The following is a 25033-nucleotide window of genomic DNA, read 5'->3' on the forward strand; positions in this document are numbered from 1 at the left end:
GTTCTCCTGATTACAGCTTGGCGTCGGCGGCCATCTGCACGTAGCTCGGGTCGAAGCGCAGCTTGAGGTTGCCTTTGTCGCCGCTGGTCACGCCGTTGGCGAAGGCCATGCCGACCGCGCTGGTGTCCTTGGCGCCTTCACCCAGCAAGCCGTGCTGGAAGGAGAACTCGGCGACCTTGCGCATGGTCTCCGGCAGTTGTTTGCTGGTGCTGAACGCCAGGGCTTCCTTGGGCGTGGCGAAAAGTCGGGTGGTGTCCAGTTGCGCCTGGAAACCCGCCAGGTCAGTACCGGAGGCTTTGGCCATGTGTTCCAGCGCGGCCTTGCTGGCCGCGTTTTTCTGGTTCATCAACTCGACGACTTCGAACCAGGCACCGGTCAGCGCTTTGCCCAGGGCCGGGTTGTCTTTGAGGGTGGCGCTGTTGACCACCATCATGTCCATGATTTCGCCGGGGATCTGGCTGGAGTTGAACACTTCGCTCACCCCGGGCTTGGCCTTGATGTCCGAGAGCATCGGGTTCCAGGTGGTGACGGCGTTGACCTGATCGGTGTTGAAGGCCGCCGAGATATCGGCGTCGGAGGTGTTGACCACTTTCAGGTCTTTCTCGGTGAGGTCCACCGAATCCAGCGCCCGGGCCAGCAGGTAATGGGAGACCGACAGCTCCACCAGATTGACGTCCATGCCCTTGAGGTCGATGACTTTCTTGCCTTCGCCCTTGAGCACGATGCCGTCGTTGCCATTGGAGAAATCGCTGACGATCAGTGCAGTGCTGTCGACGCCACCGGCGGCCGGAATGGTCAGTGCGTCCATGTTGGTCATGGTGCAGCCATCGAACTGGCCGGCGGTGTACTGGTTGATCGATTCGACATAGTCATTGAGCTGTACCACGTCGATCTTGATGCCGTACTTCTTCGCCCATTTGTCGACGATGCCCTGGCTGCCGGCATATTCCCATGGCATCCAGCCGGCATAGATCGTCCAGCACACGTTGAAGTGATCTTTCTGGGCAGCCTGGGACGAGACGCTCACGAGGGCTGCAAACGCAGCGGCGAAGAGGGCGGGTAAACGAAGCTGGGACATGGTGGTTCTCCAGTTGATCAAGGACGGACAGGACGGCAGCGGCACCGTTAGCGGTGGCTTGTCTCCCGGGCTTTTATCCCGCCGTGTAACCTCAACTGGAGGTCGCCAACTCTCGGACCAGTCACTCGCGATTGCGAGCCGGAACCCTAGTCAGCCATTTGCAAATTGTGGTGCCGCGAACCTGTAGTGACTCCTGCACGGTTTTGTTAAAGCGAGAGGCGTGCCAAGTTGGTCCGAGCGCTCTGGCGCGGGGGACAGGGAGGGCGAAGGGTTTGATTGGCAAGGCGGACTGCCTTGTGATGGTGCGCAGGCGCACCTCATTGGAACGTATCCACCGCTGATCAGAAGGTGGGTGCGACGTTGCACTTGGCAGGGATTTGCCAGTCAAAACAGATGTCAGCCGGTCTGTGCTGGCTGCTGTCACAGGTCTTTACGGAGGCCGTCATGTTACGTCGATTGTTGTTCGGTGCACTGCTCGGTGTGGGATTGTCTGGCTGCTACTACTACGACGGTCCTGCCGATGTCTACGCGGCACCTTATTACTATCCCGGTTACTACTCGCCTTACTACTACGGTTACTACGGCCCACGTTATTACGGTGGCTATCGCTCCTATTACTACGGTGGGCATGGTTATTACCGTGGACACGACTTTCACGGAGGTGGGCATCATGGCGGTGGATTTCACGGTGGCCACCGTTAATCGTGGTGTGAATGGATGAAAAACCTTTCATCGGCCAGATGTTTCTACTTGTTTCAGAGACGCACCAGATTCTGAATTCGATGTCTGATCTATCGACAGTTCACTGAACATTTGACTGTCGCCTGCCAGCGTCGCTGGTGTGGTTCACCCGCGGTCCAGGAGGCCGCCATGCATCGCCAAATTCTTCTGCTTGCTGTGTTGGGATTGTCCCTAGGTGGGTGCGAGCCTTACTACGACGAAGGAGGCAGTTACTACAGTTCCGAAGTCTACACCTCGCCTGCGCCAAGCCATTACGCCGGGGGGAGTTCCTACTATTCCAACGGTTACTACACGCCGCCGCCCCGGTATTACGTGCCGCCAGCGCGGTATTACCAGCCGACACCGCGTTATTACTCGCAGCCGCGGATGTATCAGCCGCGCTATTACCAGCCCGCTCCGCGTTACTACCAGCCATACCGGGGCGATTACCGGATGCATCAGAACCATGGCTGGGACGGCCGTAACCACAGGGGCTGGAACAATGACTTTCGCGATCACGACGGGCGCGACCATCGCGACGGGCGTGGCGATCACAACTGGCGGGGCGGCCACCGATAGATTTTTATAGAACACAGATCTGATGTGGGAGCGGGCAAGCCCGCTCCCACAGTTCGTTCAGTACTCGGATAGATCCGCCAGCGGATGCCGACCTTCCCAGGCCTTGTGGAAATGCGCCTCTACCACCGCGTCCGGCACATTGTTGATGTCCGGCCAGTGCCAGTGCGGCTTCTGATCCTTGTCGATCAACCGGGCGCGTACGCCTTCGCTGAACTCCGGATGACGACAGCAGTTGAGGCTCAGGGTGTATTCCATCTGGAAGACTTCGGCCAGCGACAGGTGCCGGGCACGGGCGATCTGCTCCCATACCAGGTGCGCGGTCAGCGGTGAGCCTTCGCTCAGGGTCCTGGCTGCACGGCTCAGCAGCAGGTCGCGGTGATCGCGCAAGGCGCTGATGGCCTTCCAGGCGCAACGCACGTCGCTCACATCCAGCAACTCGTCGATCTGCTGACGACGCGGCAGCCACTGGGCTTCGGGCATCTGTGCCACGGCTTCCTGCTGCAAGGCCTTGAGCAGGCTGTTGAGCTGCATGGGCGTCTGTTCCTGCCAGTTCAATTGCAGCAGTCCGTCGATCAGTGCCGGCTGTTGATCGTCGAGCAGGAAGCGGTCGGCCAGGTCCAGATCGATGGCATCGCGGCCGTTCATGTGCGCGCCGGTCAGGCCCAGGAACAACCCGAGCTTGCCGGGCAGGCGCGACAGGAACCAACTGCCGCCAACATCCGGGTACAGGCCGATGCTGATCTCCGGCATGGCCAACCGGCTGCTCGGCGTAACGATGCGAATGCCCGCACCTTGCAACAGCCCCATGCCACCGCCGAGCACATAGCCGTGGCCCCAACAGATCAACGGTTTGGGGTAGGTGTGCAGTTTGAAGTCCAAGCGATATTCCGCCGCAAAAAACAGCGCGGCCAGTGGCGGTACTTCACCCGGATGGGCGCGACTGGCTTCCACCAGGCTGCGCACTTCGCCACCGGCGCAAAAAGCCTTGGCGCCATTGCCGCGCAAGAGCACGCAGACGATCTGCGGGTCCTTGGCCCAGGCCTCCATGCGGTCGCGCAGGGCGTTGATCATCGGCAGGGACAGGGCGTTCAGGGATTTTTCGGCATCCAGGCTGGCGACGCCGATGCGGGCGCCGTCGGTGCCGGTGAGTTCTTCGAAGTGCAGGTTCATCATGACCTCGATCGGGAAATTGAGGGTTAAGTATGATCGCTGTGTGGGAAAGTGCTGGATCTGCGTCAGATCAATTGACAAGCGCGATGGGCCTTCTTAGGGTTCGCCCCATTGTTTTTGCCGGGTGTAACCATGACTGCTGACGACCGTATCAAACTCGAACCGGGCTGGAAGGAGGCACTGCGTGCCGAATTCGACCAGCCCTACATGGCAGAGTTGCGCAATTTCCTGCAACAGGAGCGGGCGGCCGGTAAGGAGATCTATCCGCCGGGGCCGATGATCTTCAACGCGCTCAATTCCACGCCGCTGAACAAGGTCAAAGTGGTGATCCTCGGTCAGGATCCCTATCACGGCCCGGGCCAGGCCCATGGTTTGTGCTTCTCGGTGCAACCCGGCGTGCCGGCGCCACCGTCGCTGGTGAACATCTACAAAGAGCTCAAGCGCGACCTGAACATCGACATCCCCAACCACGGTTACCTGCAGAGCTGGGCCGATCAGGGCGTGCTGATGCTCAACACCACCATGACCGTCGAGCGCGCCAATGCCAATGCACACAAGGACAAGGGCTGGCAGTTTTTCACCGATCGCATCATTGAAGTGGTCAGCCAACAGCAGCCGCACCTGGTGTTCATGCTGTGGGGCGCCCATGCCCAGAGCAAGCAGAAGCTGATCGATGCGACCAAGCATCTGGTGCTGACTTCGGTGCACCCGTCACCGCTGTCCGCCTATCGTGGCTTCCTCGGTTGCGGGCACTTCAGCCGGACCAACAAGTTTCTGGAACAGAATGGCGAGACGCCGATCGAGTGGCGGTTGCCGCCAATCTAAAAGCTTCGCGAGCAAGCCCGCTCCCACACTGGATTTTCGGTGTTCACAAAACCCATGTGGGAGCGGGCTTGCTCGCGAATCGGGCAACTCGGTCTTTCAGACAGAATCCGGGCCCCGGTTCCAGTACTTGAACAATGGCTCCGCCAGAAACAGCACAAACAACAACCGCATCACCTGCATCGCCGTCACCAGCGGTACCGACAGTTGCAGGTTTTCCGCCGTCAGGCTCATCTCGGCAATGCCGCCGGGCATCATGCCCAGGGTCAGCGAGCGCAGATCCAGGTGGGTCAGCGCACTCAGACCCAGCGCCGCCGCCGTTGCAATCAACATGGTCAATACCGTGCCGATCAAGGTGCGCCCCATGAACGATGGCGCACGGCGGAAAAACTGCCGGTTGAAGTGACAGCCCAGACCGCTGCCGATCAACCATTGGCCGATCTGGCTACCGCCATTGGGCAGGCCGATGTGCAGGTCCCAGCCGATGCTGACTGCCGCACTGACCAGCAACGGCCCGAACAGCCAGGGGTTGGGTTGACGCAGGCGTTCCCAGATCCAGGCCGCCAATGCGCCTGCCGGGAACAGCAGGGCCAGCCAGCGCCAGTCCACCGCGGTGGCATGTAAAACCGGGTCACCATCGCCCAGTAAATATTTGAAGGCCGCCGGCACGCAGAGTACTACCACCAGCACCCGCAAACTCTGCCCCGCCGCCACACGGCTGAGCACCGCGCCATTGCGTGCACCGAGGTTGACCATCTCACCGGAACCGCCGGGCATGCTGGAAAAGAACGCCGTGGCGCGATCTTCACCTGTGCGGCGCATCAGCCATACGCCGACGACCGCAGACAGGCTGGTGATCAACGCACCAAAGAAGATCAGACCGAAATGACTCAGCACCTGCTCCATCACCAGCGGGGTGAAGTGCAGGCCAATGCCGATACCGACGATCCACTGGCCGCACTTGCGGCCGCCAGGGATTTCGGCCAATTGCCAGGGTGTCAGGCAGCGCACGAGGATGATCGCCAGCAACGAGCCGACCATCCACGGCAAAGGCCAGCCGACCTGGCTGGCGAGGTAACCGCCAAGCAGGCCGACCAGCGGGGTTCCCCACCAGGCTTTGAACGGTGTTCGATCAGACATCGGCAATAACGCGCCGTGCAACCGAACGTTTACGCCAGATGCGCACGATCGGCACCAGAAGCATGACCACGATCAAGCCCCAGACACCGACAGTGATGCCGCTCGACCAGAGGATGTCCAGCGAACCGTTGGAGATCGACAGCGCCCGACGCAGGTTCTGCTCCATCAAGCCGCCGAGGATGAACCCCAGCAGTACCGGCGACAACGGGAAATCCAGCTTGCGCAGGATGTAGCCGAAGATGCCGATACCGATCATCAGGAACAGGTCGAACGTGGTGGCATGCACCGCGTACACGCCGATAGCGGTGATGATCGCGATCATCGGCACCAGTGCCCAGTTCGGTACCGCGAGGATCTTGGTGAAGATGCGGATCATCGGGATGTTGAGGATCACCAGCATGATGTTGGCGATGAACAACGATGCGATCAGGCCCCAGACGATGTCCGGCTGCTGCTGGAACAGCAGTGGGCCCGGCGTGATGTTGTACAGCGACAGTGCGCCGATCATCACGGCCGTGGTGCCTGAACCAGGAACGCCGAGGGTCAGCATCGGCACCAGCGCGCCACAGGCTTCTGCGCCAATGGCGGTTTCCGGTGCAGCCAGGCCACGCTTGTCGCCTTGTCCGAATTTTCCGCTTGGGCCGGCAATGCGTTTCTCGGTCATGTAGGCCACGGCGCTGGCCAGTGTCGCGCCGGCACCCGGCAGCACGCCCATGATGAAGCCGAGCACACCGCAGCGCATGTTCACCCAGAACACCGAGGCGGCTTCCTTGAAGTTGAACAACATCCGCCCGGTAGCCTGGAAGGCTTCCTGGCCACGGTGGGTTTTTTCCAGCAGCAACAGAATTTCGCTGATGGAGAACAGGCCCAGCACCAGCACCACGAATTGAATGCCGTCGGTGAGGTGGATGTTGTCGCCGGTGAAGCGGTACACGCCGCTGTTGGCATCGATGCCGACGGTCGACAGGAACAGCCCGATCAATGCCGCGATGAATGTCTTCAGCGGTCGATCCCCGGCCATGCCGCCGAGGCAGACAATCGCAAACACCATCAGCACGAAGTATTCCGCCGGACCGAAGGCAATCGCCCATTTCGCCAGCATCGGCGCGAACACCACCATGCCGCAGGTCGCAATGAAGGCGCCGATGAATGAACTCCAGGCCGACAGCGACAGTGCAACACCTGCCAAACCTTGGCGGGCCATCGGGTAGCCGTCGAGGGTGGTCATGACGGTGGAGGCTTCGCCCGGGATGTTCAGCAGGATCGAACTGATCCGGCCGCCGTATTCGCAGCCCAGGTAAACCGCCGCCAACAGGATCAGTGCCGACTCCGGCGGCAGGCCCAGCGCGAAGGCGATCGGGATCAGCAACGCCACGCCATTGATCGGGCCCAGTCCCGGCAGCAGGCCGACGACCGTACCGATCAGCGTGCCGCTGAGTGCGGTCACCAGGTTGTAAGGGGTCAGTGCGACGCCGAAGCCATGACTCAAATAACCAAGCGTATCCATATCAGTTCTCCAGAACGTCGAGCAGGCCCAGAGGCAGTGGCACGTCCATGACTTTGTCGAACAGCAGGTACAGGCCGACGCTCATCAGGCTGATGATCACCGCGCCCGGCAACCAGCGCCCGCCGTACAGGCGCGCCATGGGTATGCCAATCAGCATGCTGCTGAGGATGAAGCCCAGCGGTTCGAACAGCCCGGCGAAGACCAGCAGCAACAGCACGCAAACACCGATCTTGTTCAGGGTTTCGCGATCCATTGGCGGATCTTCATCGGTGTGTTTGATCGGCGAGGGGCGATACACCATGTACACCAGCGCCAGGCCCATCAGCCCCAGCATCAGCAGGGGGAAGGCTCGCGGGCCGATCGGTTCGTAGGAAAAAGGTGCCTGGTAGGGCCAGGCCATCGCCACCAGGCTGAGGCAGGCCAGCAACAGCACCGAAGCAAAAATGCGTTGTAAGAGCATGAGGAACTCCTGTGCTGCGACCCCGCCGAACGGAGTCGCAGCCGCTAGACAGAGACGATCACTGGATCAGGCCGAACTCTTTGGCCAGCACTTTGTAGTCCGCGACCTGCTTCTTCACGTAGGTGTCCAGCTCCGGGCCGGTCATGGCGAACGGGAAAAGCTCGCGCTGATCGCGCAGCTTGGCGAAGTCTTCGGAGGCCAGCAGTTTGTCGAACGCAGCTTTCCACCAGGCGTAGTCTTCGTCGCTGACTTTTGGCCCGAGGTAGAAACCGCGCACCACCGGCCAGACGATGTCGTAGCCTTGCTCGCGGGCCGTCGGGATGTCTTTCATTTCCGGCTCGTCCAGACGCTTGTCGGAGAACACCGCCAGCAGGCGCATGTCACCGCTGAGGATGTGCGGCATGGAGTCGGAGATGTCGGTGCTGCCGACCTGGATGTGACCGCCGAGCAGGGCGGTGGCAATTTCACCGCCGCCTTCGAGGGCAACGTAGCGCAGGTCGCGTGGGTTGATCCCCGCGGCCTTGGCGATCAGTGCGGTTTGCATCCAGTCCTGGCTGCCGACGGTGCCGCCGGAACCGATCACCACTTTGCTCGGATCTTTCTTCAGTGCCTTAACCAGATCGTCGAGGGTCTTGTAGGGCGAGTCGCTTTTAACCGCAATGGCGCCATAGCTGGTGCCAACGGCGGCCAGCCAGCGCACGTTGCTTTCATCGAAACGGCCGAACTTGCCTTGGGCTAGGTTCAACAGCGAGCCGCTGGACCAGGCCACCAGGGTGCCAGCATCGGCCGGACGCTGGGCAACCACCGCGTTATACGCCACCGCACCGACACCGCCGGGCATGTAGGTCACGCGCATAGGTTTGGTCAGCAGTTTTTCGTTGATCAGCGCGCTTTGCGCCAGTTTGCAGGTCAGGTCGAAGCCACCGCCGGGCGAGGCCGGGGCGATGCATTCCGGGCGTTTGGGTTCGGCGAGCGCCTGGCCGGTGAACAGCAGGACGCTGGCGGCGAGAGCGATTTTACGCATTGACAGGTTCATTCAAGTCTCCTTGGGAGTTGTTGTTATGGACGTACTGAATTACCAAAGGGCAACGCTATAGCTCACCAGCAGACGCACTTCATCGGCATCGCGAGCGGAGTAGTTGGAACGGTAGGTGGCATTGCGCAGACGCACGGCGACATCCTTGAGCGCGCCGCTTTGTACTACATATTTGATCTCGCTGTTGCGTTCCCATTCCTTGCCTTCGTCACCGTTCTTGAGCTTGATGTTGTCACCGCTCACGTAACGGCTCATGAAGCTCAGACCCGGGACGCCGAGGGTGACGAAGTCGAAGTCATAACGCGCTTGCCAGGAGCGCTCTTCGGCACCGGCAAAGTCGTTGATCTGCACGAAGTTCACCAGGTACGGGTCGGTGCCATCCACATACGGGAACGCGCTGTCGCCGGACATGTGCTGGTAGCCCGCGCTGAACTTGTGCCCGCTCAGGGCGTAGCTCACCAGACCGTTGAGGGACTTGTTGTCGATCTTGCCGCCACGGGCCTCGCCCTGGTCATCACTGATGGCAAACCGCAGGTCGCTGGCGAAGGTGCCGGGGCCGAACGGCTGCGAGGCAACCAGCCCGAGATAGTGCTGGTTGTAGACTTCATCGAGTTGCGCGAAGTGGTAGCTGCCGGTGATCTTGTCGGTGAACTTGTAGTCCACGCCGCCAAAGTCGAAGTGTTCGCCGGCCACCGTTCCGGCGAAGCGGCTGTTCTTGTTGTTGAGGGCAACGTCCTCGAAGTCGGTGCTGTCGCGATCCTTGGCCTTGTCCAGGCGCCCGCCGGTGAAGGTCAGGTTCTTGATCTCTTTGGAGGTCAGCATGCCGCCTTCAAAGGTCTGCGGCAGGATGCGCCCGTCGTTGGGCTTGAGGATCGGCAGCTCCGGGATCAGGCTGCCGATTTTCAGCTCGCTGGCGGAGATTTTCACTTTGCCGGTCAGGCCGAGCTTGGAATATTCGTCAGCCGCGCGCCCGTCGTCATGGGTTGGCAGCAGCCCGGTACCGGTGCGGTCCGGGCTCGAATCGAGCTTGACCCCCAGCATGCCCAGCGCATCGACACCGAACCCCACGGTGCCGTCGGTGTAGCCTGATTTCAGATTGAGCATGAACCCCTGGGCCCACTCGTCACGCTTGGATTGCTGGGCACTGGTACCGTCGCGAAAATCGCGATTGAAGTACATGTTGCGGGTTTCGAAAGTGGCCGAGCTGTCTTCGAAGAATGCGGCGTGGCTCAAAGGTGAAAAACCGGCAAGGGCGGCAGCGCTGGCAAGCGCAGTGTGGCTGAAACGGGAGAGGCGGGCAGGCGCGATAGCCTGGGTCTGCAAGGACTGCATGGATGACTTACTCCGTTTATTGTTCTTATTTGTCGAAAACGCTTCGAGGCGTTTTTCGTATCGCTGTATGGCCGCAGCGACGGCAGTCGAAACTGTCCGTGGCTGGACTGTAACGGGCTAACCTTTCGCTAAGCTTTCAGCTGACTTTCACGGTTTTCGGGCTTCACAGCGGCGGTTGCGGCTGTAAACTCCGCGCCAGAGAATGGCGTCGACCATCCCTGAATGAGGTAAAGATCCATGCGTGTCCTGCTCGTCGAAGACCATCTGCAGCTCGCCGAAAGTGTCGCCCAGGCGCTCAAGGGCACCGGGCTGACCGTGGACGTCCTGCACGATGGCGTGGCGGCCGACCTGGCGCTGGGCAGTGAGGAATACGCCATGGCGATCCTCGACGTCGGCTTGCCGCGCATGGACGGCTTCGAAGTGCTGGCGCGCCTGCGGGCACGGGGCAAGAATCTGCCGGTGTTGATGCTGACCGCGCGCAGCGACGTCAAGGATCGGGTCCACGGCCTCAACCTTGGCGCCGACGATTACCTGGCCAAGCCGTTCGAACTGACCGAACTCGAAGCCCGGGTCAAAGCCCTGTTGCGCCGCAGTGTGCTGGGCGGTGAACGCATTCAGCGTTGCGGTGTGCTGGCCTATGACCTGGAAACCCGGCGCTTCACCCTCGGCGAAGAATTGCTGACCCTGACTTCCCGCGAGCAAGCCGTACTCGAAGCCCTGATCGCACGCCCCGGTCGGGTGATGAGCAAGGAGCAATTGGCGTCGCAAGTGTTTGGTCTCGATGAGGAGGCCAGCCCCGATGCGATCGAAATCTATGTGCACCGCCTGCGCAAGAAACTCGATGGCCAGCCGGTCGCCATCGTGACGTTCCGGGGCCTCGGTTACTTGCTGGAAAGCCGCGATGCATAAGCCCAGCAGCCTGCGCTGGCGGTTGCTGTGGAACCTCGCGCTGTTGCTGGTGGTTTTGATGCTGGCCAGCGGGTTGAGCGCCTACTGGTACGGTCGCGAAGCCGCCGACACGGCCTATGACCGGACCTTGCTGGCCTCGGCGCGGACCATCGCCGCCGGTGTCTCCCAGCGCGACGGCAGCCTGAGTGCCGACGTGCCCTACGTGGCCCTCGATACGTTTGCCTACGACAGTGCCGGGCGAATTTTCTACCTGGTCAACGACATCAATCAGAAGCTGATTTCCGGTTACGAAAACCTGCCCGCGCCACCGCCGGGAACGCCGCGCACCGATGACTATCCAGCGCTGGCGCGTTTCTACAACGCCCAGTACCGCGGGCAGAACGTACGCGTGGTGAGCCTGCTCAAGCCCGTGAGCGACCCGAACATGAATGGCATGGCGGAAATCCGCGTGGCGGAAACCGATGAAGCGCGCGTCAGCATGGCCCGCAGCCTGGCGGCGGATACGTTGCTACGCCTGGGCATGCTGGCAATCGGTGCGTTGATGCTGGTGTGGTTTGCGGTGAGTGCCGCGTTGCGCCCGCTGGAGCGCTTGCGCACGGCGGTGGAAGAGCGCCAGCCGGACGATCTGCGTCCTTTACCGTTGGTGGAAGTGCAGCGCGAATTGTGGCCGCTGGTGCGCGCACTCAATCACTTTACCGAGCGCTTGCGCGGCCAGTTCGAGAAACAGGCGCAATTCATTGCCGATGCCGCCCATGAACTGCGCACGCCATTGGCAGCGCTCAAGGCGCGACTGGAGCTGGGCATGCGCTCGGCTGAGCCCGATACCTGGCGCAGCACGCTGGAAACCGCTGCCCAGGGCACCGATCGCTTGACCCATCTGGCCAATCAGTTGCTGTCCCTGGCACGGGTCGAAAATGGCGCCCGGGCGATTGCCGAAGGCGGCGCGCAGTTACTCGACCTGAGTCAGTTGGCTCGGGAGCTGGGCATGGCCATGGCGCCGTTGGCCCACAAGCGCGGCATTGCGCTGGCGCTGGAAGCGGATGAATCCGTCTGGTTGCGGGGCGAGCCGACGCTACTGAACGAACTGCTGAGCAATCTGGTGGATAACGCCCTGGCTCACACGCCGCCCGGTGGCAACGTGATTCTGCGCGTCTCGGCGCCCGCCGTGCTGGAAGTCGAAGATGATGGCCCCGGCATCCCTCTTGAAGAGCGCGATCGGGTATTCGAGCGCTTTTACCGACGCAATCAGCAAGTGGCCGGTTCCGGATTGGGGTTGGCGATTGTCGGCGAGATCTGTCGTGCGCACCTGGCACAGATCAGCCTGCACGATGGAGAGCACGCAGGGTTGAAGGTGCGGGTGAGTTTTATTGCGGGGGAGTGATGCAGCGCCTGTTCGGACCTCTTCGCGAGCAAGCCCGCTCCCACACTGGATCTATGCAGCACCACAAATCCCTGTGGGAGCGGGCTTGCTCGCGAAGGGGGCGACGCGGTCTTTGATCAGTAAAACATCGTGCGAGTTTCTTCCAGATCGGCGCACATCGCCGCGTCGTCGAAGTCGATTCCGAGCACCCTGTAGGCAGGCACATTCAGCGCATCGGTACGGGCAAGCGGATGATCGGTGTCCTGGAAGCAATACAGGCTGGCCACCTGCACCAGATCCACATAGTCGACCTGCGCAGACTGGCGTTTGAAGTTCAGGTATAGCCGCGGCACTTGCACCAGCATGTCGGGAAATTCCCAGACACTGAGCAGTTTTTCGCCGATCAGCGGATGAATCTGGTCGATTACATGGTTGAGGCTGACCGGGTCGGACAGCAGCTCATAGTGATCTTCGGCGTAGGTCAGGATCGGCAGCACGCCGATCTGATGCACCAGCCCCCCAAGGGCCGCCTGATCGGGCTTGAGCTGGGTGTAGCTGCGGCACAACGCATAGCTGACACCGGCGATTTCCAGGCTTTTACGCCAGACATCGCGCATCTTCTGTTCCACCACGTCGGACCGGGCATGGAAAATCTGCTCCATGACCAGGCCGATCGCCAGATTGCTGCTGTAGTTGATGCCCAGGCGGGTGATCGCCGTGTGCAAATCGGTGACTTCCTGGGTCGCGCGCAGCAACGGGCTATTGACCACCTTGATCAGGCGCGCCGACAACGCGGCATCGCGGCCGATCACTTTGCTCAGGGTGCTGATGCTGATTTCCGGGTTTTCTGCAGCCCTGCGAATTTGCAGGGCCACTTCCGGTAACGTTGGCAGAACCAGGTCATCGTTATTGATGGCCTCAACCAAATCCTTTTGGACCTTTTCCGCCAGCTCGCTCATTTAGTCTCTCTAGGTGTCGCGCCAAGTGCTGCCGTTATTGCTGGATTTCGCGATCGCGGTCCAGTTCATAAGGCAGGTCGAGCAGTTGCAGGGACGGTCCTTCGAGCGCGCCCAGGTGGATGTCTCCACTCTCTGCTGCTTCGGCTTGCAACACCGCCAGGAGTTCGATGTTCTGCCCGGCGCGGGCAGCCAGCACCACTTCGCCGATGGAACTGCCGTGGGTCGGGGAAAACAGCGCGATACCCGGTTCAGGCAGCTCGCTGGCAGCCAGTTGCAGGCGATACAGGCGGCGCTTGAGTTTGCCCAGGTACTGCATCCGCGCAACGATTTCCTGCCCGGTGTAGCAGCCTTTCTTGAAACTCACGCCGCCGACCGCTTGCAGGTTGAGCATCTGCGGGATGAACAACTCGCGGGTGCCGGGCATGACCTGACCGATCCCTGCGCGGACCTGACCCAGCAGCCACTGGTTCAGGTCGCCTTCGCTCAGCACGGCCGACAGCTTGCCTTTGACCGCATCGGCTTGACCGGCGGCGACCCACAACTCGGCGCGTTCCGGCGAGACACGGATGGCGATCAGTCCATCGCCGCGCACGACGCTGTCGGTTTCTGCCGGCAGGTCCAGACCGAGGCTGGCCAGTGCAGCATCGCCATGGTCAACGCCCAAGCGCACCCAGGCGGCACTTTCGTCGGTCAGTTTCGATTTGGAGAACACCGCGTATTTTTTCAGGTCCGCCAGTTGCGGTTCGAGCAATTCGGTGGCCATGGCCAGGACCACGCCGTCACCTTCGAGCAGGATGCGGAAACTCGATTGCATCCGGCCTTTTTGCGTGCAGCGCGCACCGAGGCTGGCCCGGGAATCGCTCAGGTAGTTGAGATTGCAGGTCAGTTGGCCTTGCAGGAATTTGCTGGCGTCCGCGCCGCGGACCGCGAGAACACCTTCATGAGAAAGCGTGCAGAAAAAAGCAGAATCGGCCATGAGTCATCGCAGGGTAAAGAGTCTGGCGGACATCATAAGGTGGCGCCTTCGAAATGGGTAGTTCACAAAGGATCGCCGGTGCCGACCAAAGCCGACTGTTCGACGGGGCGCGGGCCTGTATACTTGCGGCCTATTTGAGGAGCGCTCCATGGTCGAAGATGTTGAACTGAACCGCCTCTTTTGGCACAGCCGCCGCGGCATGCTTGAGCTTGACGTGTTGCTGGTGCCGTTCACGAAAGAGGTTTACGCAACGCTCAACGAGGTAGATCGCGCGTTGTACGTCCGACTGCTGACGTGTGAGGATCAGGACATGTTCGGCTGGTTCATGGAACGCAGCGAATCCGAGGATCCTGAACTGCAGCGCATGGTTCGCATGATCCTGGATCGTGTCCAGCCCAAGTAACGGGTTCGAATGCCGCTGGCATGCCTCACGGCAGTTGCTGGCGGCGTATCTCTTGGCCCAGCTGTTCGCGTTGGGTTCGTTGTGTCTACTGTCGATTCCGGTCTGGGCCAGCTCGCTCGGCGTCGCGCTGTGCGTGGCTCACGGAGCCTGGCTGTTGCCCCGGCAGATCCTGCTGACGCACCCGCAGGCATTTTGCGGCTTGCGACGCGACGCCGATGGCTGGCAGTTGTGGAGTCGGGCCAAGGGTTGGCAGCCCGTCCAATTAAGGCCGGACAGCCTGGCGCTGCCGTTGGTGGTGGTACTGCGTTTCCGTCTGCGTGGCGAGCGCCGGGTCAGGGCCATTTGCGTGCCCCGGGATGCGCAGGCGGCGGATGTGCACCGACGCCTGCGGGTGCGGCTCAAATTCAGCCGACGTAGGTGGGCGGCACCAGAATAGTGTCCAGCGCGACCGGCAACATGTCCGGGTAGTCGAGGGTGTAATGCAGGCCGCGGCTTTCCTTGCGCTCCATGGCTGACAGAATCATCAGCTCGGCAACCTGGGCAAGGTTGCGCAGCTCGATCAGGTCCCGGCTGACCTTGTAGTTGCTGTAGAACTCGTCGATTTCATCCAGCAACAATTGCACACGGTGTTGCGCCCGTTGCAGGCGCTTGTTGGTGCGCACGATGCCGACGTAGTCCCACATGAACCGCCGCAGTTCATCCCAGTTGTGCGCAATGATCACGTCTTCATCGGAATCGGTGACCTGGCTCGCGTCCCAGGCGGGAAGGGGGGCTGGCATCGAAATCGTGGGCAACTGTTCGATAATGTCCGCGGCCGCCGAACGGGCATAAACGAAACATTCCAGCAGCGAGTTGCTGGCCATGCGGTTGGCGCCGTGCAGGCCGGTGAAACTGGTTTCGCCAATGGCGTACAGTCCCGGCACATCGGTGCGGCCCTGTTGATCGACCATCACACCGCCGCAGGTGTAGTGCGCCGCCGGGACCACCGGAATCGGTTGTCTGGTGATGTCGATGGAAAATTCCAGGCAGCGTTCGTACACCGTCGGGAAGTGCGTCTTGATGAACGCTTCGGGCTTGTGGCTGATGTCCAGATAGACGCAGTCGACGCCCAGGCGCTTCATCTCATGGTCGATGGCCCGGGCGACGATGTCCCGTGGCGCCAACTCTGCCCGTGGATCGAAACGCGGCATGAAGCGCTCGCCGTTGGGCAGCTTCAGGTGGGCACCTTCGCCTCGCAGGGCTTCGGTGATCAGGAAGCTCTTGGCTTGCGGGTGATACAGGCAAGTGGGGTGGAACTGATTGAATTCCAGGTTCGCCACCCGGCAGCCCGAGCGCCAGGCCATGGCGATGCCATCGCCGCAGGCGCCGTCAGGGTTGCTGGTGTACAGGTAAACCTTGGCCGCTCCACCAGAGGCGAGGATCACAAAACGGGCACCATAGGTGTCGACTTCGCCGGTGCCGCGATTGAGCACATAAGCGCCGAGGCAGCGATCACCTTCAAGTCCCAGGCGTTTCTCCGTGATCAGGTCAACCGCAACCCGCTGTTCCAGCAGTTCGATGTTCGGTCTTTTCCTGGCCTGGTCGAGCAGGGTTGTAAAAATGGCAGCGCCGGTGGCATCGGCGGCGTGGATGATGCGCCGGTGGCTGTGACCGCCCTCGCGGGTCAGGTGGAACTCGAACCCGCCATCTTCGTTGCTCGAGTGTTCATCGCGGGTAAAGGGCACGCCTTGGTCGATCAGCCATTGAATCGCTTCCTTGCTGTGCTCGACGGTAAAGCGCACGGCGTCCTCATGGCACAGGCCGCCGCCGGCATTGAGGGTGTCATCGACATGGGATTCAACGGTATCGGTGTCATCCAGCACGGCCGCAACGCCGCCCTGGGCCCAGAACGTCGAGCCATTGGCGAGGTTGCCCTTGCTCAGAACGGCGATGCGCAAATGACCGGGCAAGGTCAGCGCAAGGCTCAAGCCGGCAGCACCGCTGCCAATTACCAGAACATCGTGTTGAAACTGTTGGCTCATTTCAGGATTCCGCTCAAAGCGACCCGGGTCGGGGGTGGCGCAGCCGGACTGGCGAGTCGAGTCGAGTCGGCCGTACAGCCCACTAGTATATAGAGGGGGGGAGCGGCACAATACCCGAGCCAGCATGGCATTGTGAAACTACTGTGACGTAAAACAACGGTCGGTTCGTCGGATGTTTTTCTGCCCGTTGGGCGCGAGAATGACTGTATCGCCGATTTAACAGTCATTTTCGCTTCACGGTTGCACAATGTTGGTTCGGCACAGCTATAAATATTTGGAACTTTTGCCAAAGGGCCAAGATCAATAGACGGTTGCCTGAAACAAGGGACAGCGTCGGCTTCAGTCAAGGATTGCGGTTCGATCCTTGTCGAAGAATCCGATGACAAGATTATTCGCGCAGCCGGGTCAACTCGCGCTGCGCTTTTCGTGCGTGCCAAATCAGAGCCCGCAGGAAACTTGCCTGGAGGGGGAGAACTTTTGCGAAAAGCCCGAGTCTATGTTTGCAAGTCTGGTCGTTTGGTTCTGCAAGCCTCCTCCGAGCTCATCGAGGAGTGTTCATGCTAACCCAGGAAGAGGATCAGCAACTGGTCGAACGCGTTCAGCGCGGCGACAAGCGTGCTTTCGATCTGCTAGTGCTGAAATACCAGCACAAAATTCTCGGGTTGATCGTGCGTTTCGTGCACGACACCCATGAAGCCCAGGATGTGGCACAAGAAGCCTTTATCAAGGCATACCGTGCACTTGGAAATTTTCGCGGAGACAGCGCGTTTTATACGTGGCTTTACCGCATCGCCATCAACACGGCGAAAAACTATCTGGTTTCACGCGGCCGTCGGCCGCCGGATAGCGATGTCAGTTCCGAGGATGCAGAGTTCTACGATGGCGATCATGGCCTCAAGGATCTCGAGTCGCCAGAACGGGCTTTGCTGCGGGATGAGATCGAAGGCACCGTCCATCGAACCATTCAGCAACTGCCGGAAGATTTGCGTACGGCTCTAACTTTACGTGAGTTTGATGGTCTGAGTTACGAGGACATTGCGAGCGTCATGCAATGTCCGGTAGGCACCGTGCGCTCCCGGATCTTCCGCGCCCGGGAGGCCATCGACAAAGCCCTGCAGCCGTTGTTGCAGGAAAACTAAAGACAGCGGCGACAGCCAAGAGAGGAACGCCATGAGTCGTGAAGCCCTGCAGGAATCGCTGTCCGCAGTGATGGATAACGAAGCGGACGAATTGGAATTGCGTCGGGTATTGAATGCCTGTGACGATGTTGAAACCCGTGATACCTGGGCTCGTTATCAGATCGCTCGGGCAGTGATGCACAAGGATCTGCTGCTTCCACGTCTGGACATCGCTGCGGCTGTTTCTGCTGCCCTGGCTGACGAAGCCGTACCGGCAAAACCTTCCCGCGGTCCATGGCGCAGCCTGGGTCGTCTGGCGGTCGCAGCTTCCGTGACCCTGGCGGTGCTGGCCGGTGTGCGTCTGTACAACCAGGATGAGATCGCCGGTGTCGAACTGGCCCAGCAATCCAGTCAACCCGCATTGGCCGTTCCTCAAGTAAAAGGCCCTGCTGTCCTGGCAGGCTACAATGAGAGTTCGGAAGCCACCGGCCCAATGGCCAACGGCGTTTTGCAAGGTCAGCCAGGCTGGCACGATCAGCGTCTGCCAGGTTACTTGCGCCAACATGCACAACAGGCTGCACTGAAAGGTACTGAGAGCGCTCTGCCTTACGCTCGTGCCGCAAGCCTGGAAAACCGTTAAGGAGGATCATGCGCGCCATACCTCTATTTTCGCTTCTGCTCAGTGGCTGGTTCATCGTTCCAGCCCAAGCCGATGATGCCCAGGACTGGTTGACACGCCTGGGCCAGGCAGAGCAACAGCAGAGCTTTCAGGGTACTTTCGTCTACGAGCGTAACGGTAGTTTTTCTACCCATAACATCTGGCACCGTGTCCAGGATGGAAAGGTCCGCGAGCGATTGATCCAGCTCGACGGTTCCGCTCAGGAAGTCGTGCGCATTGATGGGCATACTCAATGCGTCAGCGGCACACTGATAGCAGGGCTTGGGGACTCCCCCAACTCCGCTGCCCGTGCACTCGATCCTCAAAAGCTCAAGAATTGGTATGACCTCGCTGTCGTCGGCAAGTCGCGTGTCGCCGGGCGTCCTGCAGTGATCGTCTCGCTGACACCCCGCGATCAACACCGCTATGGTTTTGAACTGCATCTGGACAAGGAAACCGGCCTGCCTCTGAAGTCTTTGCTATTGGACGACAAGGGGCGGTTGCTGGAGCGCTTCCAGTTCACGCAACTGGATACCAAAGACGATCCTTCCGAAGGCGACCTGCAGGCCAGTACCGATTGCAAGCCGGTCAACCTCGAAAGTGACAAGGCTTCTGCCGTCAAGACTGCCCAGGTCTGGCGATCCGACTGGTTGCCGCCGGGCTTCGAGCTGACCAGCAGCACCGCTCGCAAGGATCCGGAGACCAAAACCCAGGTCAATAGCCTGTTGTATGACGATGGTCTGGCGCGCTTTTCGGTATTCCTCGAGCCGTTGAATGGCGCAACAGTCACCGACACCCGTACTCAGTTGGGGCCGACCGTTGCGGTTTCCCGGCGCTTGACCACGGCACAGGGTGAGATGATGGTGACCGTCGTCGGCGAGATACCGGTCGGTACTGCTGAGCGGATAGCGCTTTCGATGCGTACCGACGCTGCTGCAACCAAGCAGTGAGCTAAATTCGAAATGTTTCGTGAGCATTTCAATTTGCAAATTTCCCATAAATTTCTTATAGGTCAGAGCCCCTCGGCTCTGGCCTTGTTTGTTGTTCCCGGAACAAAAATACCGGCGTATTGTTCCCGGTGTTCCTTGCTCCATATCGCTTAACCATGCTCGTCGTAACGGGAGCCGTATGTCGATACCACGCTTGAAGTCCTACCTTTCCATAATTGCCACCGTGCTGGTGCTCGGTCAGGCGGTCACCGCCCAAGCGGTCGAATTGCCTGACTTTACGCAACTGGTCGAACAGGCCTCGCCTGCGGTCGTGAACATCAGTACCACGCAAAAGCTGCCGGATCGCAAAGTCAGCCAGCAAATGCCCGACCTCGAAGGCTTGCCGCCAATGCTGCGCGAATTCTTCGAGCGGGGCATGCCGCCGCAATCGCGTTCACCTCGCGACCGTCAGCGTGAGGCCACTTCCCTGGGCTCGGGTTTCATCATCTCTACTGATGGCTACATCCTGACCAACAACCACGTGATCGCCGATGCTGACGAAATCCTCGTTCGTCTGGCTGATCGCAGCGAAATGAAAGCCAAGCTGATCGGTACCGATCCACGTTCCGACGTGGCGCTGCTGAAAATCGAAGGCAAGGATCTGCCCGTGCTCAAGCTCGGCAAATCCCAGGACCTGAAGGCCGGCCAATGGGTTGTCGCGATCGGTTCGCCATTCGGCTTTGACCACACGGTGACCCAAGGTATCGTCAGCGCCGTCGGTCGCAGCCTGCCGAACGAAAACTATGTGCCGTTCATCCAGACCGACGTGCCGATCAACCCCGGCAACTCGGGCGGCCCGCTGTTCAACCTGAACGGTGAGGTGGTCGGGATCAACTCGCAGATCTATACCCGCTCCGGTGGCTTCATGGGGGTGTCGTTTGCAATCCCGATCGACGTGGCAATGGATGTTTCCAATCAGCTGAAATCCGGTGGCAAGGTCAGCCGTGGCTGGCTGGGTGTCGTGATTCAGGAAGTGAGCAAGGACCTGGCCGAGTCGTTCGGTCTGGAGAAACCTGCGGGTGCGCTGGTTGCCCAGATCCAGGATGATGGCCCGGCTGCCAAGGGTGGCCTGCAAGTTGGCGACGTGATCCTGAGCATGAACGGTCAGCCAATCGTCATGTCGGCCGACCTGCCGCATCTCGTTGGCGCATTGAAGGCTGGCTCCAAGGCCAATCTGGAAGTGATTCGTGACGGCAAGCGCAAGAATGTCGAACTGACGGTCGGCGCGATTCCGGAAGAAGGCAAGGAGCTGGATGCGCTGCCAAAATCCAGCATCGAGCGCAGCAGCAATCGTCTCGGTGTTTCCGTGGTCGAGCTGACTGACGAGCAAAAGAAAACCTACGACCTCAAAGGTGGCGTGCTGATCAAGGAAGTACAGGACGGTCCTGCCGCCATGATCGGCTTGCAGCCGGGTGATGTGATCACCCACCTGAACAACCAGGCCATCGGTTCCACCAAGGAGTTCGCGGACATCGCCAAGGCGCTGCCGAAGAACCGCTCGGTGTCGATGCGGGTACTGCGTCAGGGTCGTGCTAGCTTCATCACCTTCAAACTGGCTGAATGACCCGGTTGTCGGTTGAATAAAAAACCGCCTCGAAAGAGGCGGTTTTTTTATGTCCGGACTTATTGTCTCCGAAGGCGTCAGCCCATCATGTCCTTGATCATGCGCTCCTGTTCCATCAGTTCGCGTTGCCGCGCGTCGATCCGCGAAGACAGCGGGAAGTTGCTGCCGGCCTTGCGCTTGGCGAAGTCCAGTTGCTGGATGGCCTGTTTGTAGTCTCCGACCAACGCAAAATACTCGGCGCGAGCCTGATGCAGGCCGATGATATTGCCCGACAGGCCGCGCGTCTCGGCAACCTGATACCACACGTCCGGGTCGTCCGGACGCGACTTGAGCAGGCCTTCAAGGGCTTTCTCCGCTTCGCCGGCGCGGTTCTGCTTCAGCAGCAAGTCGACGCGCACCTGATTCAGCGGGTAGTTGCCGGGGAACTGGGTTATCAATCGGTCAACCCGGGACTGGGCATCGGGCAGGCGATTGTTGGTGATGTCCAGATCTACCTGAGCCAGGTTATAGATGATTTCGTTGGGTGACCTGGCCAGCAGCTGCTTGAGGTTTTCCCGCGCTTCGTTCAGTTGACCGCCCTTGATCTGGGCGATTGCCAGGCCGTAGCGCGCGACGTCGTTTTTCGGGTTCTCGTCGAGCTGGGCGCGGAAGCGCTTGGCGCCGAGCCCCGGGGTTTCTTCATAGATCAGCTGGACGCGTGCGCGGATCAGTTGATAGCGCATGCTGTCTTCGACGCCGCCTTTTGGCGCCTGTTCGGCACGGTTGCGGGTGTCGGCGATACGCGATTCGGTGACCGGGTGAGTCAGCAGGAATTCCGGTGGCTTGGCATCGTAGCGGTACTGACGCATCAAGCGTTCGAACATGGTGGGCATCGACCGGGGGTCATAACCGGCCTTTTCCAGATTGAGAATACCGATGCGATCGGCTTCCTGTTCGTTCTGGCGGGAGAATCGCCGTTGTTCCTGAATGGCCGCGGCCTGTGTACCAGCAATGGTCGCGATCCCGGCGTTACCGCCGCCCGCGGCTGCAATCACGATACCGGCCAGCAATGCGGCCATCATCGGTACTTGCATGCGTTGTTGCGCTTCGACGCCCCGGGCAAAGTGGCGCTGCGACAAGTGAGCCAGTTCGTGCGCCAGTACCGAGGCATACTCGCCTTCGGTCTGGGCATTGAGGAACAGGCCACCGTTGACCCCGACGATCCCGCCCGGCGCGGCAAAAGCGTTGAGCTGCGGGCTGTTGATCAGGATGAACTCCAGGCGCCGGTCGGTGACCTGGCTGGTCTCCACCAGTCGGTAAACGCTGGATTCCACGTAATCCTTGAGTTGCGGATCGTTTAGCTGCGAGACCTGGCTGCGCAGCATTGCCAGCCAGGCCCGGCCAAGCTGGTATTCCTGTTGCGGTGAGACAATGGCAGAACTGGCGTCGCCGAGTGACGGCAGGTCGTCGGCGAAGCCCGGTGAGGCGAGCAGGCAAGCGAGCGTCAGCAGGGTAGGGCGCAAAAATGTCATGCACAAAGCCTTAGTCGACAAAGACCTTACTGTAGCCGGACACCGGCGTTGCGACCAGATATTCTAGGCAACTCAACCACCTGACCCGGAGTGATGCAATGACCGACGCTGTAGCCCATGACGTTGAACTGGACGCCAGTGGCCTGAATTGCCCGTTGCCGTTGCTCAAGGCCAAGATGGAACTCAACCGGATGGTCAGTGGTGCGGTCCTCAAGGTCATCGCCACCGATGCAGGTTCGCAGCGCGACTTTCGCACCTTTGCCCGATTGGCCGGTCATACCCTGCTTCGTGAAGAAGATGACGCGGGTGTTTACCGCTATTGGTTGAAAAAAGCCTGAAATCGGCTGCGTTTACTCCTAAGGATTATTGATGTTCAAAGTGTTACGCGACTGGATTCAGCGCTATTTCTCCGATGAAGAAGCGGTGGTGCTGGCTGTCCTGCTGTTTCTGGCGTTCACCGCCGTGCTGACCCTGGGCGGTATGCTGGCGCCGGTGCTCGCCGGGATGGTGCTGGCGTACCTGATGCAGGGGCTGGTGGTGGCTCTCGAGCGCTTGCGCGTGCCGGGTTGGGCCGCGGTGGGGCTGGTCTTTGCGTTATTCATGGGGGTGTTACTGGTATTCATCGTGGTTGTCGTGCCGTTGCTGTGGCACCAGTTGATTACGTTGTTCAATGAGTTGCCCGGCATGCTGGCCAAGTGGCAGTCGCTGTTGCTGCTGCTGCCCGAACGCTATCCGCACCTGGTATCCGATGAGCAAGTGTTGCGGGCCATCGAAGTGGCGCGGGGCGAAATCGGCAAGTTTGGTCAGTGGGCACTGACGTTCTCGCTGTCGAGCCTGCCCTTGCTTGTGAACATCATGATCTACCTGGTGCTGGTGCCGATCCTGGTGTTTTTCTTCCTCAAGGATCGGGCCATGATCGGCCAGTGGGTGCGCGGTTACCTGCCCCGTGAGCGGGCGTTGATCACCCGGGTCGCGCATGTCATGAACCGGCAGATCGCCAACTACATTCGCGGCAAGGTCATCGAAATCTTCATTTGCGGTGGCGTGACCTATATCGCCTTTGTTGTTCTCGAGCTCAACTACGCGGCGTTGCTGGCACTGCTGGTGGGGATTTCGGTGGTGGTGCCTTATGTCGGCGCCGTGGTGGTGACTGTGCCGGTGTTTCTGATTGCGCTGTTCCAGTGGGGCTGGAGCGATCAGTTCATTTACCTGATGGCGGTTTACGGGATCATCCAGACGCTGGATGGCAACGTGCTGGTGCCTTTGCTGTTCTCGGAGGCGGTCAACCTGCACCCGGTGGCGATCATTTGCGCGGTGCTGCTGTTTGGCGGGTTGTGGGGCTTCTGGGGGGTGTTCTTTGCGATTCCCCTGGCGACGCTGTTCAAGGCTGTGCTGGACGCCTGGCCGCGCAAGGAGCCGGTGGTGGCGCCGCTGCTTTAACTGTCAGCTTTGATTTTTTCAGTGAGGCTGATGGCCCCTTCGCGAGCAAGCCCGCTCCCACAGTTAACCGAGTTGTTCAGAAAAACACGGTCCAATGTGGGAGCGGGCTTGCTCGCGAAAGCGTCCGGATAGGCGCTAGAGGAATCAGGCTTTATTCAGGGCCTGAGCGGCAGCCAAAACGGCATCAACATGCCCCGGCACTTTCACGCCGCGCCATTCCTGGCGCAACACGCCTTTGGCGTCGATCAGGAACGTGCTGCGATCCACGCCCATGTATTCCTTGCCGTAGAGCTTTTTCAGCTTGATCACGTCGAACAGCTGGCAGATGGCTTCGTCCTTGTCGCTGATCAGCTCAAAGGGGAACTCCTGCTTGCACTTGAAGTTCTCGTGGGATTTCAGGCTGTCGCGAGACACGCCGAACACTTCGGTATTGGCGGCCTTGAACGCCGCGTATTGATCACGAAAGCCCTGCCCCTCGGTCGTGCAGCCCGGCGTGCTGTCCTTGGGGTAGAAGTAGATCACCACCTGCTTGCCTTTCAGGCCGGCGAGGCTGACGGTCTGGCCGCTGGTGGCGGGGGCTTCGAAATCGGCAACCGGTTGGTCGATGGCAACGGCCATGAAAGCTTCCTTACATTGGGTTCTGAGGGCGCCAGGGTTCGATCAGGGCGTCCAGGTTCAGCGCGTCGGCAAAATCCAGGAACTGATCGCGCAGCCAGCTGATCTGCACGCCGGGCGGCAAGGTCACGGTAAACGTGGCATTGAGCATGGTGCCGCCGGTCTGCGGAGCCTGATAGGTGTCGCAGGTCAGGTTTTCCAGTTCGACGTTGTGGTCCGTGAAGAACTGGCATAGCTCGTTGATGATGTCCGAGCGGTAGGCCGAGCTCACATAAGCGACGTACGGCAGGGCCTGGGGGCGGTTTTCCAGGGCGGCGCTGCGCACCACGTTGACCGTGAACGCATGCCGCTTGGCCAACACTGGCAGGCTGCCTTCCAGGCGTGCCAGGGCATCCCAGCTACCGGAGATTTCGAGGACCAGCGCACTGCATTCGCCATGACGGGTCAGGCGGGAGGTGACCACCGCGCAGCGGTTTTCATGGCTGGCGCGGCACAGGACGTTGGTCAGCTCCATGGGGTTGGCGCCGAGCGCACTGATGACAAGGAATTGTTCGCGGACTGTGGGGGTGGACATGCAGCATTCCTAAAGCGATGAGCGGTCGGTAGGTTGACAGGCGTTGGCCGTCGGGGTGCGCCTGCGCGTGCCCATTCAGAAAACCCCGGGCT

General features: G+C 60.3%; 26 protein-coding genes and 1 riboswitch. Of the genes, 13 read left to right on the top strand and 13 right to left on the bottom strand.

Annotated features, from left to right (window positions below):
• Positions 1-10: 10 nt before the first annotated feature.
• Positions 11-1078: a putative urea ABC transporter substrate-binding protein gene (locus AC06G5_RS06465; RefSeq protein ID WP_413427586.1), complete on the bottom strand. Its 1068-nt coding sequence runs from the start codon at positions 1076-1078 to the stop codon at positions 11-13.
• A 60-nt stretch (positions 1079-1138) separates the two neighbouring features.
• Positions 1139-1239, bottom strand: a riboswitch (guanidine-I (ykkC/yxkD leader).
• A 283-nt stretch (positions 1240-1522) separates the two neighbouring features.
• Here AC06G5_RS06465 and AC06G5_RS06470 point away from each other — a divergent pair.
• Together AC06G5_RS06470 and AC06G5_RS06475 are read left to right on the top strand one after the other, a co-directional pair.
• Positions 1523-1780: a hypothetical protein gene (locus AC06G5_RS06470; RefSeq protein WP_413427585.1), complete on the top strand. Its 258-nt coding sequence runs from the start codon at positions 1523-1525 to the stop codon at positions 1778-1780.
• A gap of 168 nt (positions 1781-1948) precedes the next feature.
• Positions 1949-2377, top strand: coding sequence for a hypothetical protein (locus AC06G5_RS06475; RefSeq protein ID WP_413427584.1), 429 nt, complete (start codon positions 1949-1951; stop codon positions 2375-2377).
• 57 nt (positions 2378-2434) lie between these two features.
• Here the strand turns inward: AC06G5_RS06475 and AC06G5_RS06480 are convergent, their stop codons facing one another.
• The gene (locus tag AC06G5_RS06480; RefSeq protein WP_413427583.1) at positions 2435-3547 is read right to left on the bottom strand and encodes an enoyl-CoA hydratase/isomerase family protein; all 1113 of its coding nucleotides are present in this window, start codon (positions 3545-3547) and stop codon (positions 2435-2437) included.
• Between the two features lie 132 nt (positions 3548-3679).
• Between AC06G5_RS06480 and ung the strand changes: the two genes are divergently transcribed.
• Positions 3680-4372 (top strand): uracil-DNA glycosylase, encoded by a 693-nt coding sequence (gene ung / locus AC06G5_RS06485; protein WP_413427582.1) that lies wholly within the window; start codon positions 3680-3682, stop codon positions 4370-4372.
• Positions 4373-4468: 96 nt separating this feature from the next.
• Here the strand turns inward: ung and AC06G5_RS06490 are convergent, their stop codons facing one another.
• Genes AC06G5_RS06490 through AC06G5_RS06510 form a run of 5 tightly spaced genes read right to left on the bottom strand, consistent with a single transcriptional unit; the run spans position 4469 to position 9844 of the window.
• Complete coding sequence (locus tag AC06G5_RS06490; RefSeq protein WP_413427581.1) at positions 4469-5509, bottom strand: AbrB family transcriptional regulator; 1041 nt, start codon at positions 5507-5509, stop codon at positions 4469-4471.
• Entirely contained in the window at positions 5502-7016 is a 1515-nt protein-coding gene (locus AC06G5_RS06495) for a tripartite tricarboxylate transporter permease (protein ID WP_413427580.1), read from the bottom strand. The genes AC06G5_RS06490 and AC06G5_RS06495 overlap by 8 nt, the downstream gene beginning before the upstream one ends.
• A 1-nt stretch (position 7017) precedes the next feature.
• Complete coding sequence (locus tag AC06G5_RS06500; protein ID WP_160108656.1) at positions 7018-7476, bottom strand: tripartite tricarboxylate transporter TctB family protein; 459 nt, start codon at positions 7474-7476, stop codon at positions 7018-7020.
• 58 nt (positions 7477-7534) lie between these two features.
• Positions 7535-8512 carry a Bug family tripartite tricarboxylate transporter substrate binding protein gene (locus AC06G5_RS06505; RefSeq protein ID WP_085715411.1) on the bottom strand — a complete coding sequence of 326 codons (978 nt, stop codon included), beginning with the start codon at positions 8510-8512 and terminating at the stop codon, positions 7535-7537.
• A 39-nt stretch (positions 8513-8551) separates the two neighbouring features.
• Entirely contained in the window at positions 8552-9844 is a 1293-nt protein-coding gene (locus AC06G5_RS06510) for an OprD family porin (RefSeq protein ID WP_413423924.1), read from the bottom strand.
• Between the two features lie 237 nt (positions 9845-10081).
• Between AC06G5_RS06510 and AC06G5_RS06515 the strand changes: the two genes are divergently transcribed.
• Positions 10082-10753, top strand: a complete 672-nt coding sequence (locus AC06G5_RS06515; protein WP_057400723.1) for a response regulator — start codon at positions 10082-10084, stop codon at positions 10751-10753.
• Entirely contained in the window at positions 10746-12134 is a 1389-nt protein-coding gene (locus AC06G5_RS06520; RefSeq protein ID WP_413423922.1) for a sensor histidine kinase, read from the top strand. The genes AC06G5_RS06515 and AC06G5_RS06520 overlap by 8 nt, the downstream gene beginning before the upstream one ends.
• Before the next feature lie 116 nt (positions 12135-12250).
• Here the strand turns inward: AC06G5_RS06520 and AC06G5_RS06525 are convergent, their stop codons facing one another.
• Entirely contained in the window at positions 12251-13072 is an 822-nt protein-coding gene (locus AC06G5_RS06525) for an HDOD domain-containing protein (RefSeq protein WP_413703410.1), read from the bottom strand.
• Positions 13073-13106: 34 nt separating this feature from the next.
• Positions 13107-14048 carry a CAF17-like 4Fe-4S cluster assembly/insertion protein YgfZ gene (gene ygfZ / locus AC06G5_RS06530; RefSeq protein ID WP_413423918.1) on the bottom strand — a complete coding sequence of 314 codons (942 nt, stop codon included), beginning with the start codon at positions 14046-14048 and terminating at the stop codon, positions 13107-13109.
• Between the two features lie 148 nt (positions 14049-14196).
• Here ygfZ and AC06G5_RS06535 point away from each other — a divergent pair, with 148 nt between their 5' ends.
• Both AC06G5_RS06535 and AC06G5_RS06540 read left to right on the top strand, forming a co-directional pair.
• On the top strand, positions 14197-14451 hold the full coding sequence (locus AC06G5_RS06535) for an FAD assembly factor SdhE (RefSeq protein WP_007979797.1): 255 nt from the start codon (positions 14197-14199) through the stop codon (positions 14449-14451).
• The gene (locus AC06G5_RS06540) at positions 14435-14887 is read left to right on the top strand and encodes a protein YgfX (RefSeq protein WP_413423916.1); all 453 of its coding nucleotides are present in this window, start codon (positions 14435-14437) and stop codon (positions 14885-14887) included. The genes AC06G5_RS06535 and AC06G5_RS06540 overlap by 17 nt, the downstream gene beginning before the upstream one ends.
• Here AC06G5_RS06540 and nadB read toward each other — a convergent pair.
• A complete protein-coding gene (nadB, locus tag AC06G5_RS06545) occupies positions 14856-16472 on the bottom strand; it encodes an L-aspartate oxidase (protein ID WP_413423914.1) in 1617 nt (538 codons plus the stop codon). The two genes, AC06G5_RS06540 and nadB, sit on opposite strands and share 32 nt — an antisense overlap.
• A gap of 557 nt (positions 16473-17029) precedes the next feature.
• Here nadB and rpoE point away from each other — a divergent pair.
• The 4 genes from rpoE (at position 17030) to AC06G5_RS06565 (ending at position 20801) form a co-directional block, all read left to right on the top strand.
• Positions 17030-17611: an RNA polymerase sigma factor RpoE/AlgU gene (gene rpoE, locus AC06G5_RS06550; protein ID WP_003172477.1), complete on the top strand. Its 582-nt coding sequence runs from the start codon at positions 17030-17032 to the stop codon at positions 17609-17611.
• A gap of 31 nt (positions 17612-17642) precedes the next feature.
• On the top strand, positions 17643-18230 hold the full coding sequence (locus AC06G5_RS06555) for a sigma-E factor negative regulatory protein (RefSeq protein ID WP_413423912.1): 588 nt from the start codon (positions 17643-17645) through the stop codon (positions 18228-18230).
• An 8-nt stretch (positions 18231-18238) separates the two neighbouring features.
• Entirely contained in the window at positions 18239-19198 is a 960-nt protein-coding gene (locus AC06G5_RS06560) for a MucB/RseB C-terminal domain-containing protein (protein WP_413423910.1), read from the top strand.
• A gap of 178 nt (positions 19199-19376) precedes the next feature.
• Positions 19377-20801, top strand: coding sequence for a DegQ family serine endoprotease (locus tag AC06G5_RS06565; protein ID WP_413423908.1), 1425 nt, complete (start codon positions 19377-19379; stop codon positions 20799-20801).
• 77 nt (positions 20802-20878) lie between these two features.
• On the opposite strand, the gene AC06G5_RS06570 is transcribed toward AC06G5_RS06565, so the two are convergent.
• Complete coding sequence (locus AC06G5_RS06570; protein WP_413703409.1) at positions 20879-22312, bottom strand: M48 family metalloprotease; 1434 nt, start codon at positions 22310-22312, stop codon at positions 20879-20881.
• A gap of 98 nt (positions 22313-22410) precedes the next feature.
• On the opposite strand from AC06G5_RS06570, the gene AC06G5_RS06575 reads away from it, so the two are divergent.
• The gene (locus tag AC06G5_RS06575) at positions 22411-22650 is read left to right on the top strand and encodes a sulfurtransferase TusA family protein (RefSeq protein WP_057400713.1); all 240 of its coding nucleotides are present in this window, start codon (positions 22411-22413) and stop codon (positions 22648-22650) included.
• Positions 22651-22681: 31 nt separating this feature from the next.
• On the top strand, positions 22682-23752 hold the full coding sequence (locus tag AC06G5_RS06580) for an AI-2E family transporter (RefSeq protein WP_480459125.1): 1071 nt from the start codon (positions 22682-22684) through the stop codon (positions 23750-23752).
• Between the two features lie 144 nt (positions 23753-23896).
• On the opposite strand, the gene AC06G5_RS06585 is transcribed toward AC06G5_RS06580, so the two are convergent.
• Positions 23897-24370, bottom strand: coding sequence for a peroxiredoxin (locus AC06G5_RS06585; protein ID WP_110658539.1), 474 nt, complete (start codon positions 24368-24370; stop codon positions 23897-23899).
• Positions 24371-24380: 10 nt separating this feature from the next.
• Complete coding sequence (locus tag AC06G5_RS06590; RefSeq protein ID WP_413423901.1) at positions 24381-24941, bottom strand: glycine cleavage system transcriptional repressor; 561 nt, start codon at positions 24939-24941, stop codon at positions 24381-24383.
• Positions 24942-25033: the final 92 nt, after the last annotated feature.

Source organism: Pseudomonas sp. WT-JTC (assembly GCF_056711565.1).

Excerpts from the sequence above, each read along its gene's own strand:
- nadB (WP_413423914.1), bottom strand. The coding sequence starts at position 16,472 with ATGAGCCAACAGTTTCAACACGATGTTCTGGTAATTGGCAGCGGTGCT.
- AC06G5_RS06565 (WP_413423908.1), top strand. The coding sequence starts at position 19,377 with ATGTCGATACCACGCTTGAAGTCCTACCTTTCCATAATTGCCACCGTG.
- AC06G5_RS06535 (WP_007979797.1), top strand. The coding sequence starts at position 14,197 with ATGGTCGAAGATGTTGAACTGAACCGCCTCTTTTGGCACAGCCGCCGC.
- AC06G5_RS06495 (WP_413427580.1), bottom strand. The coding sequence starts at position 7,016 with ATGGATACGCTTGGTTATTTGAGTCATGGCTTCGGCGTCGCACTGACC.
- AC06G5_RS06555 (WP_413423912.1), top strand. The coding sequence starts at position 17,643 with ATGAGTCGTGAAGCCCTGCAGGAATCGCTGTCCGCAGTGATGGATAAC.
- AC06G5_RS06585 (WP_110658539.1), bottom strand. The coding sequence starts at position 24,370 with ATGGCCGTTGCCATCGACCAACCGGTTGCCGATTTCGAAGCCCCCGCC.
- AC06G5_RS06515 (WP_057400723.1), top strand. The coding sequence starts at position 10,082 with ATGCGTGTCCTGCTCGTCGAAGACCATCTGCAGCTCGCCGAAAGTGTC.
- AC06G5_RS06475 (WP_413427584.1), top strand. The coding sequence starts at position 1,949 with ATGCATCGCCAAATTCTTCTGCTTGCTGTGTTGGGATTGTCCCTAGGT.
- AC06G5_RS06525 (WP_413703410.1), bottom strand. The coding sequence starts at position 13,072 with ATGAGCGAGCTGGCGGAAAAGGTCCAAAAGGATTTGGTTGAGGCCATC.
- AC06G5_RS06465 (WP_413427586.1), bottom strand. The coding sequence starts at position 1,078 with ATGTCCCAGCTTCGTTTACCCGCCCTCTTCGCCGCTGCGTTTGCAGCC.
- AC06G5_RS06590 (WP_413423901.1), bottom strand. The coding sequence starts at position 24,941 with ATGTCCACCCCCACAGTCCGCGAACAATTCCTTGTCATCAGTGCGCTC.
- AC06G5_RS06580 (WP_480459125.1), top strand. The coding sequence starts at position 22,682 with ATGTTCAAAGTGTTACGCGACTGGATTCAGCGCTATTTCTCCGATGAA.
- AC06G5_RS06505 (WP_085715411.1), bottom strand. The coding sequence starts at position 8,512 with ATGAACCTGTCAATGCGTAAAATCGCTCTCGCCGCCAGCGTCCTGCTG.
- ung (WP_413427582.1), top strand. The coding sequence starts at position 3,680 with ATGACTGCTGACGACCGTATCAAACTCGAACCGGGCTGGAAGGAGGCA.
- AC06G5_RS06510 (WP_413423924.1), bottom strand. The coding sequence starts at position 9,844 with ATGCAGTCCTTGCAGACCCAGGCTATCGCGCCTGCCCGCCTCTCCCGT.
- AC06G5_RS06490 (WP_413427581.1), bottom strand. The coding sequence starts at position 5,509 with ATGTCTGATCGAACACCGTTCAAAGCCTGGTGGGGAACCCCGCTGGTC.
- AC06G5_RS06575 (WP_057400713.1), top strand. The coding sequence starts at position 22,411 with ATGACCGACGCTGTAGCCCATGACGTTGAACTGGACGCCAGTGGCCTG.
- ygfZ (WP_413423918.1), bottom strand. The coding sequence starts at position 14,048 with ATGGCCGATTCTGCTTTTTTCTGCACGCTTTCTCATGAAGGTGTTCTC.
- rpoE (WP_003172477.1), top strand. The coding sequence starts at position 17,030 with ATGCTAACCCAGGAAGAGGATCAGCAACTGGTCGAACGCGTTCAGCGC.
- AC06G5_RS06570 (WP_413703409.1), bottom strand. The coding sequence starts at position 22,312 with ATGACATTTTTGCGCCCTACCCTGCTGACGCTCGCTTGCCTGCTCGCC.
- AC06G5_RS06470 (WP_413427585.1), top strand. The coding sequence starts at position 1,523 with ATGTTACGTCGATTGTTGTTCGGTGCACTGCTCGGTGTGGGATTGTCT.
- AC06G5_RS06520 (WP_413423922.1), top strand. The coding sequence starts at position 10,746 with ATGCATAAGCCCAGCAGCCTGCGCTGGCGGTTGCTGTGGAACCTCGCG.
- AC06G5_RS06500 (WP_160108656.1), bottom strand. The coding sequence starts at position 7,476 with ATGCTCTTACAACGCATTTTTGCTTCGGTGCTGTTGCTGGCCTGCCTC.
- AC06G5_RS06480 (WP_413427583.1), bottom strand. The coding sequence starts at position 3,547 with ATGAACCTGCACTTCGAAGAACTCACCGGCACCGACGGCGCCCGCATC.
- AC06G5_RS06560 (WP_413423910.1), top strand. The coding sequence starts at position 18,239 with ATGCGCGCCATACCTCTATTTTCGCTTCTGCTCAGTGGCTGGTTCATC.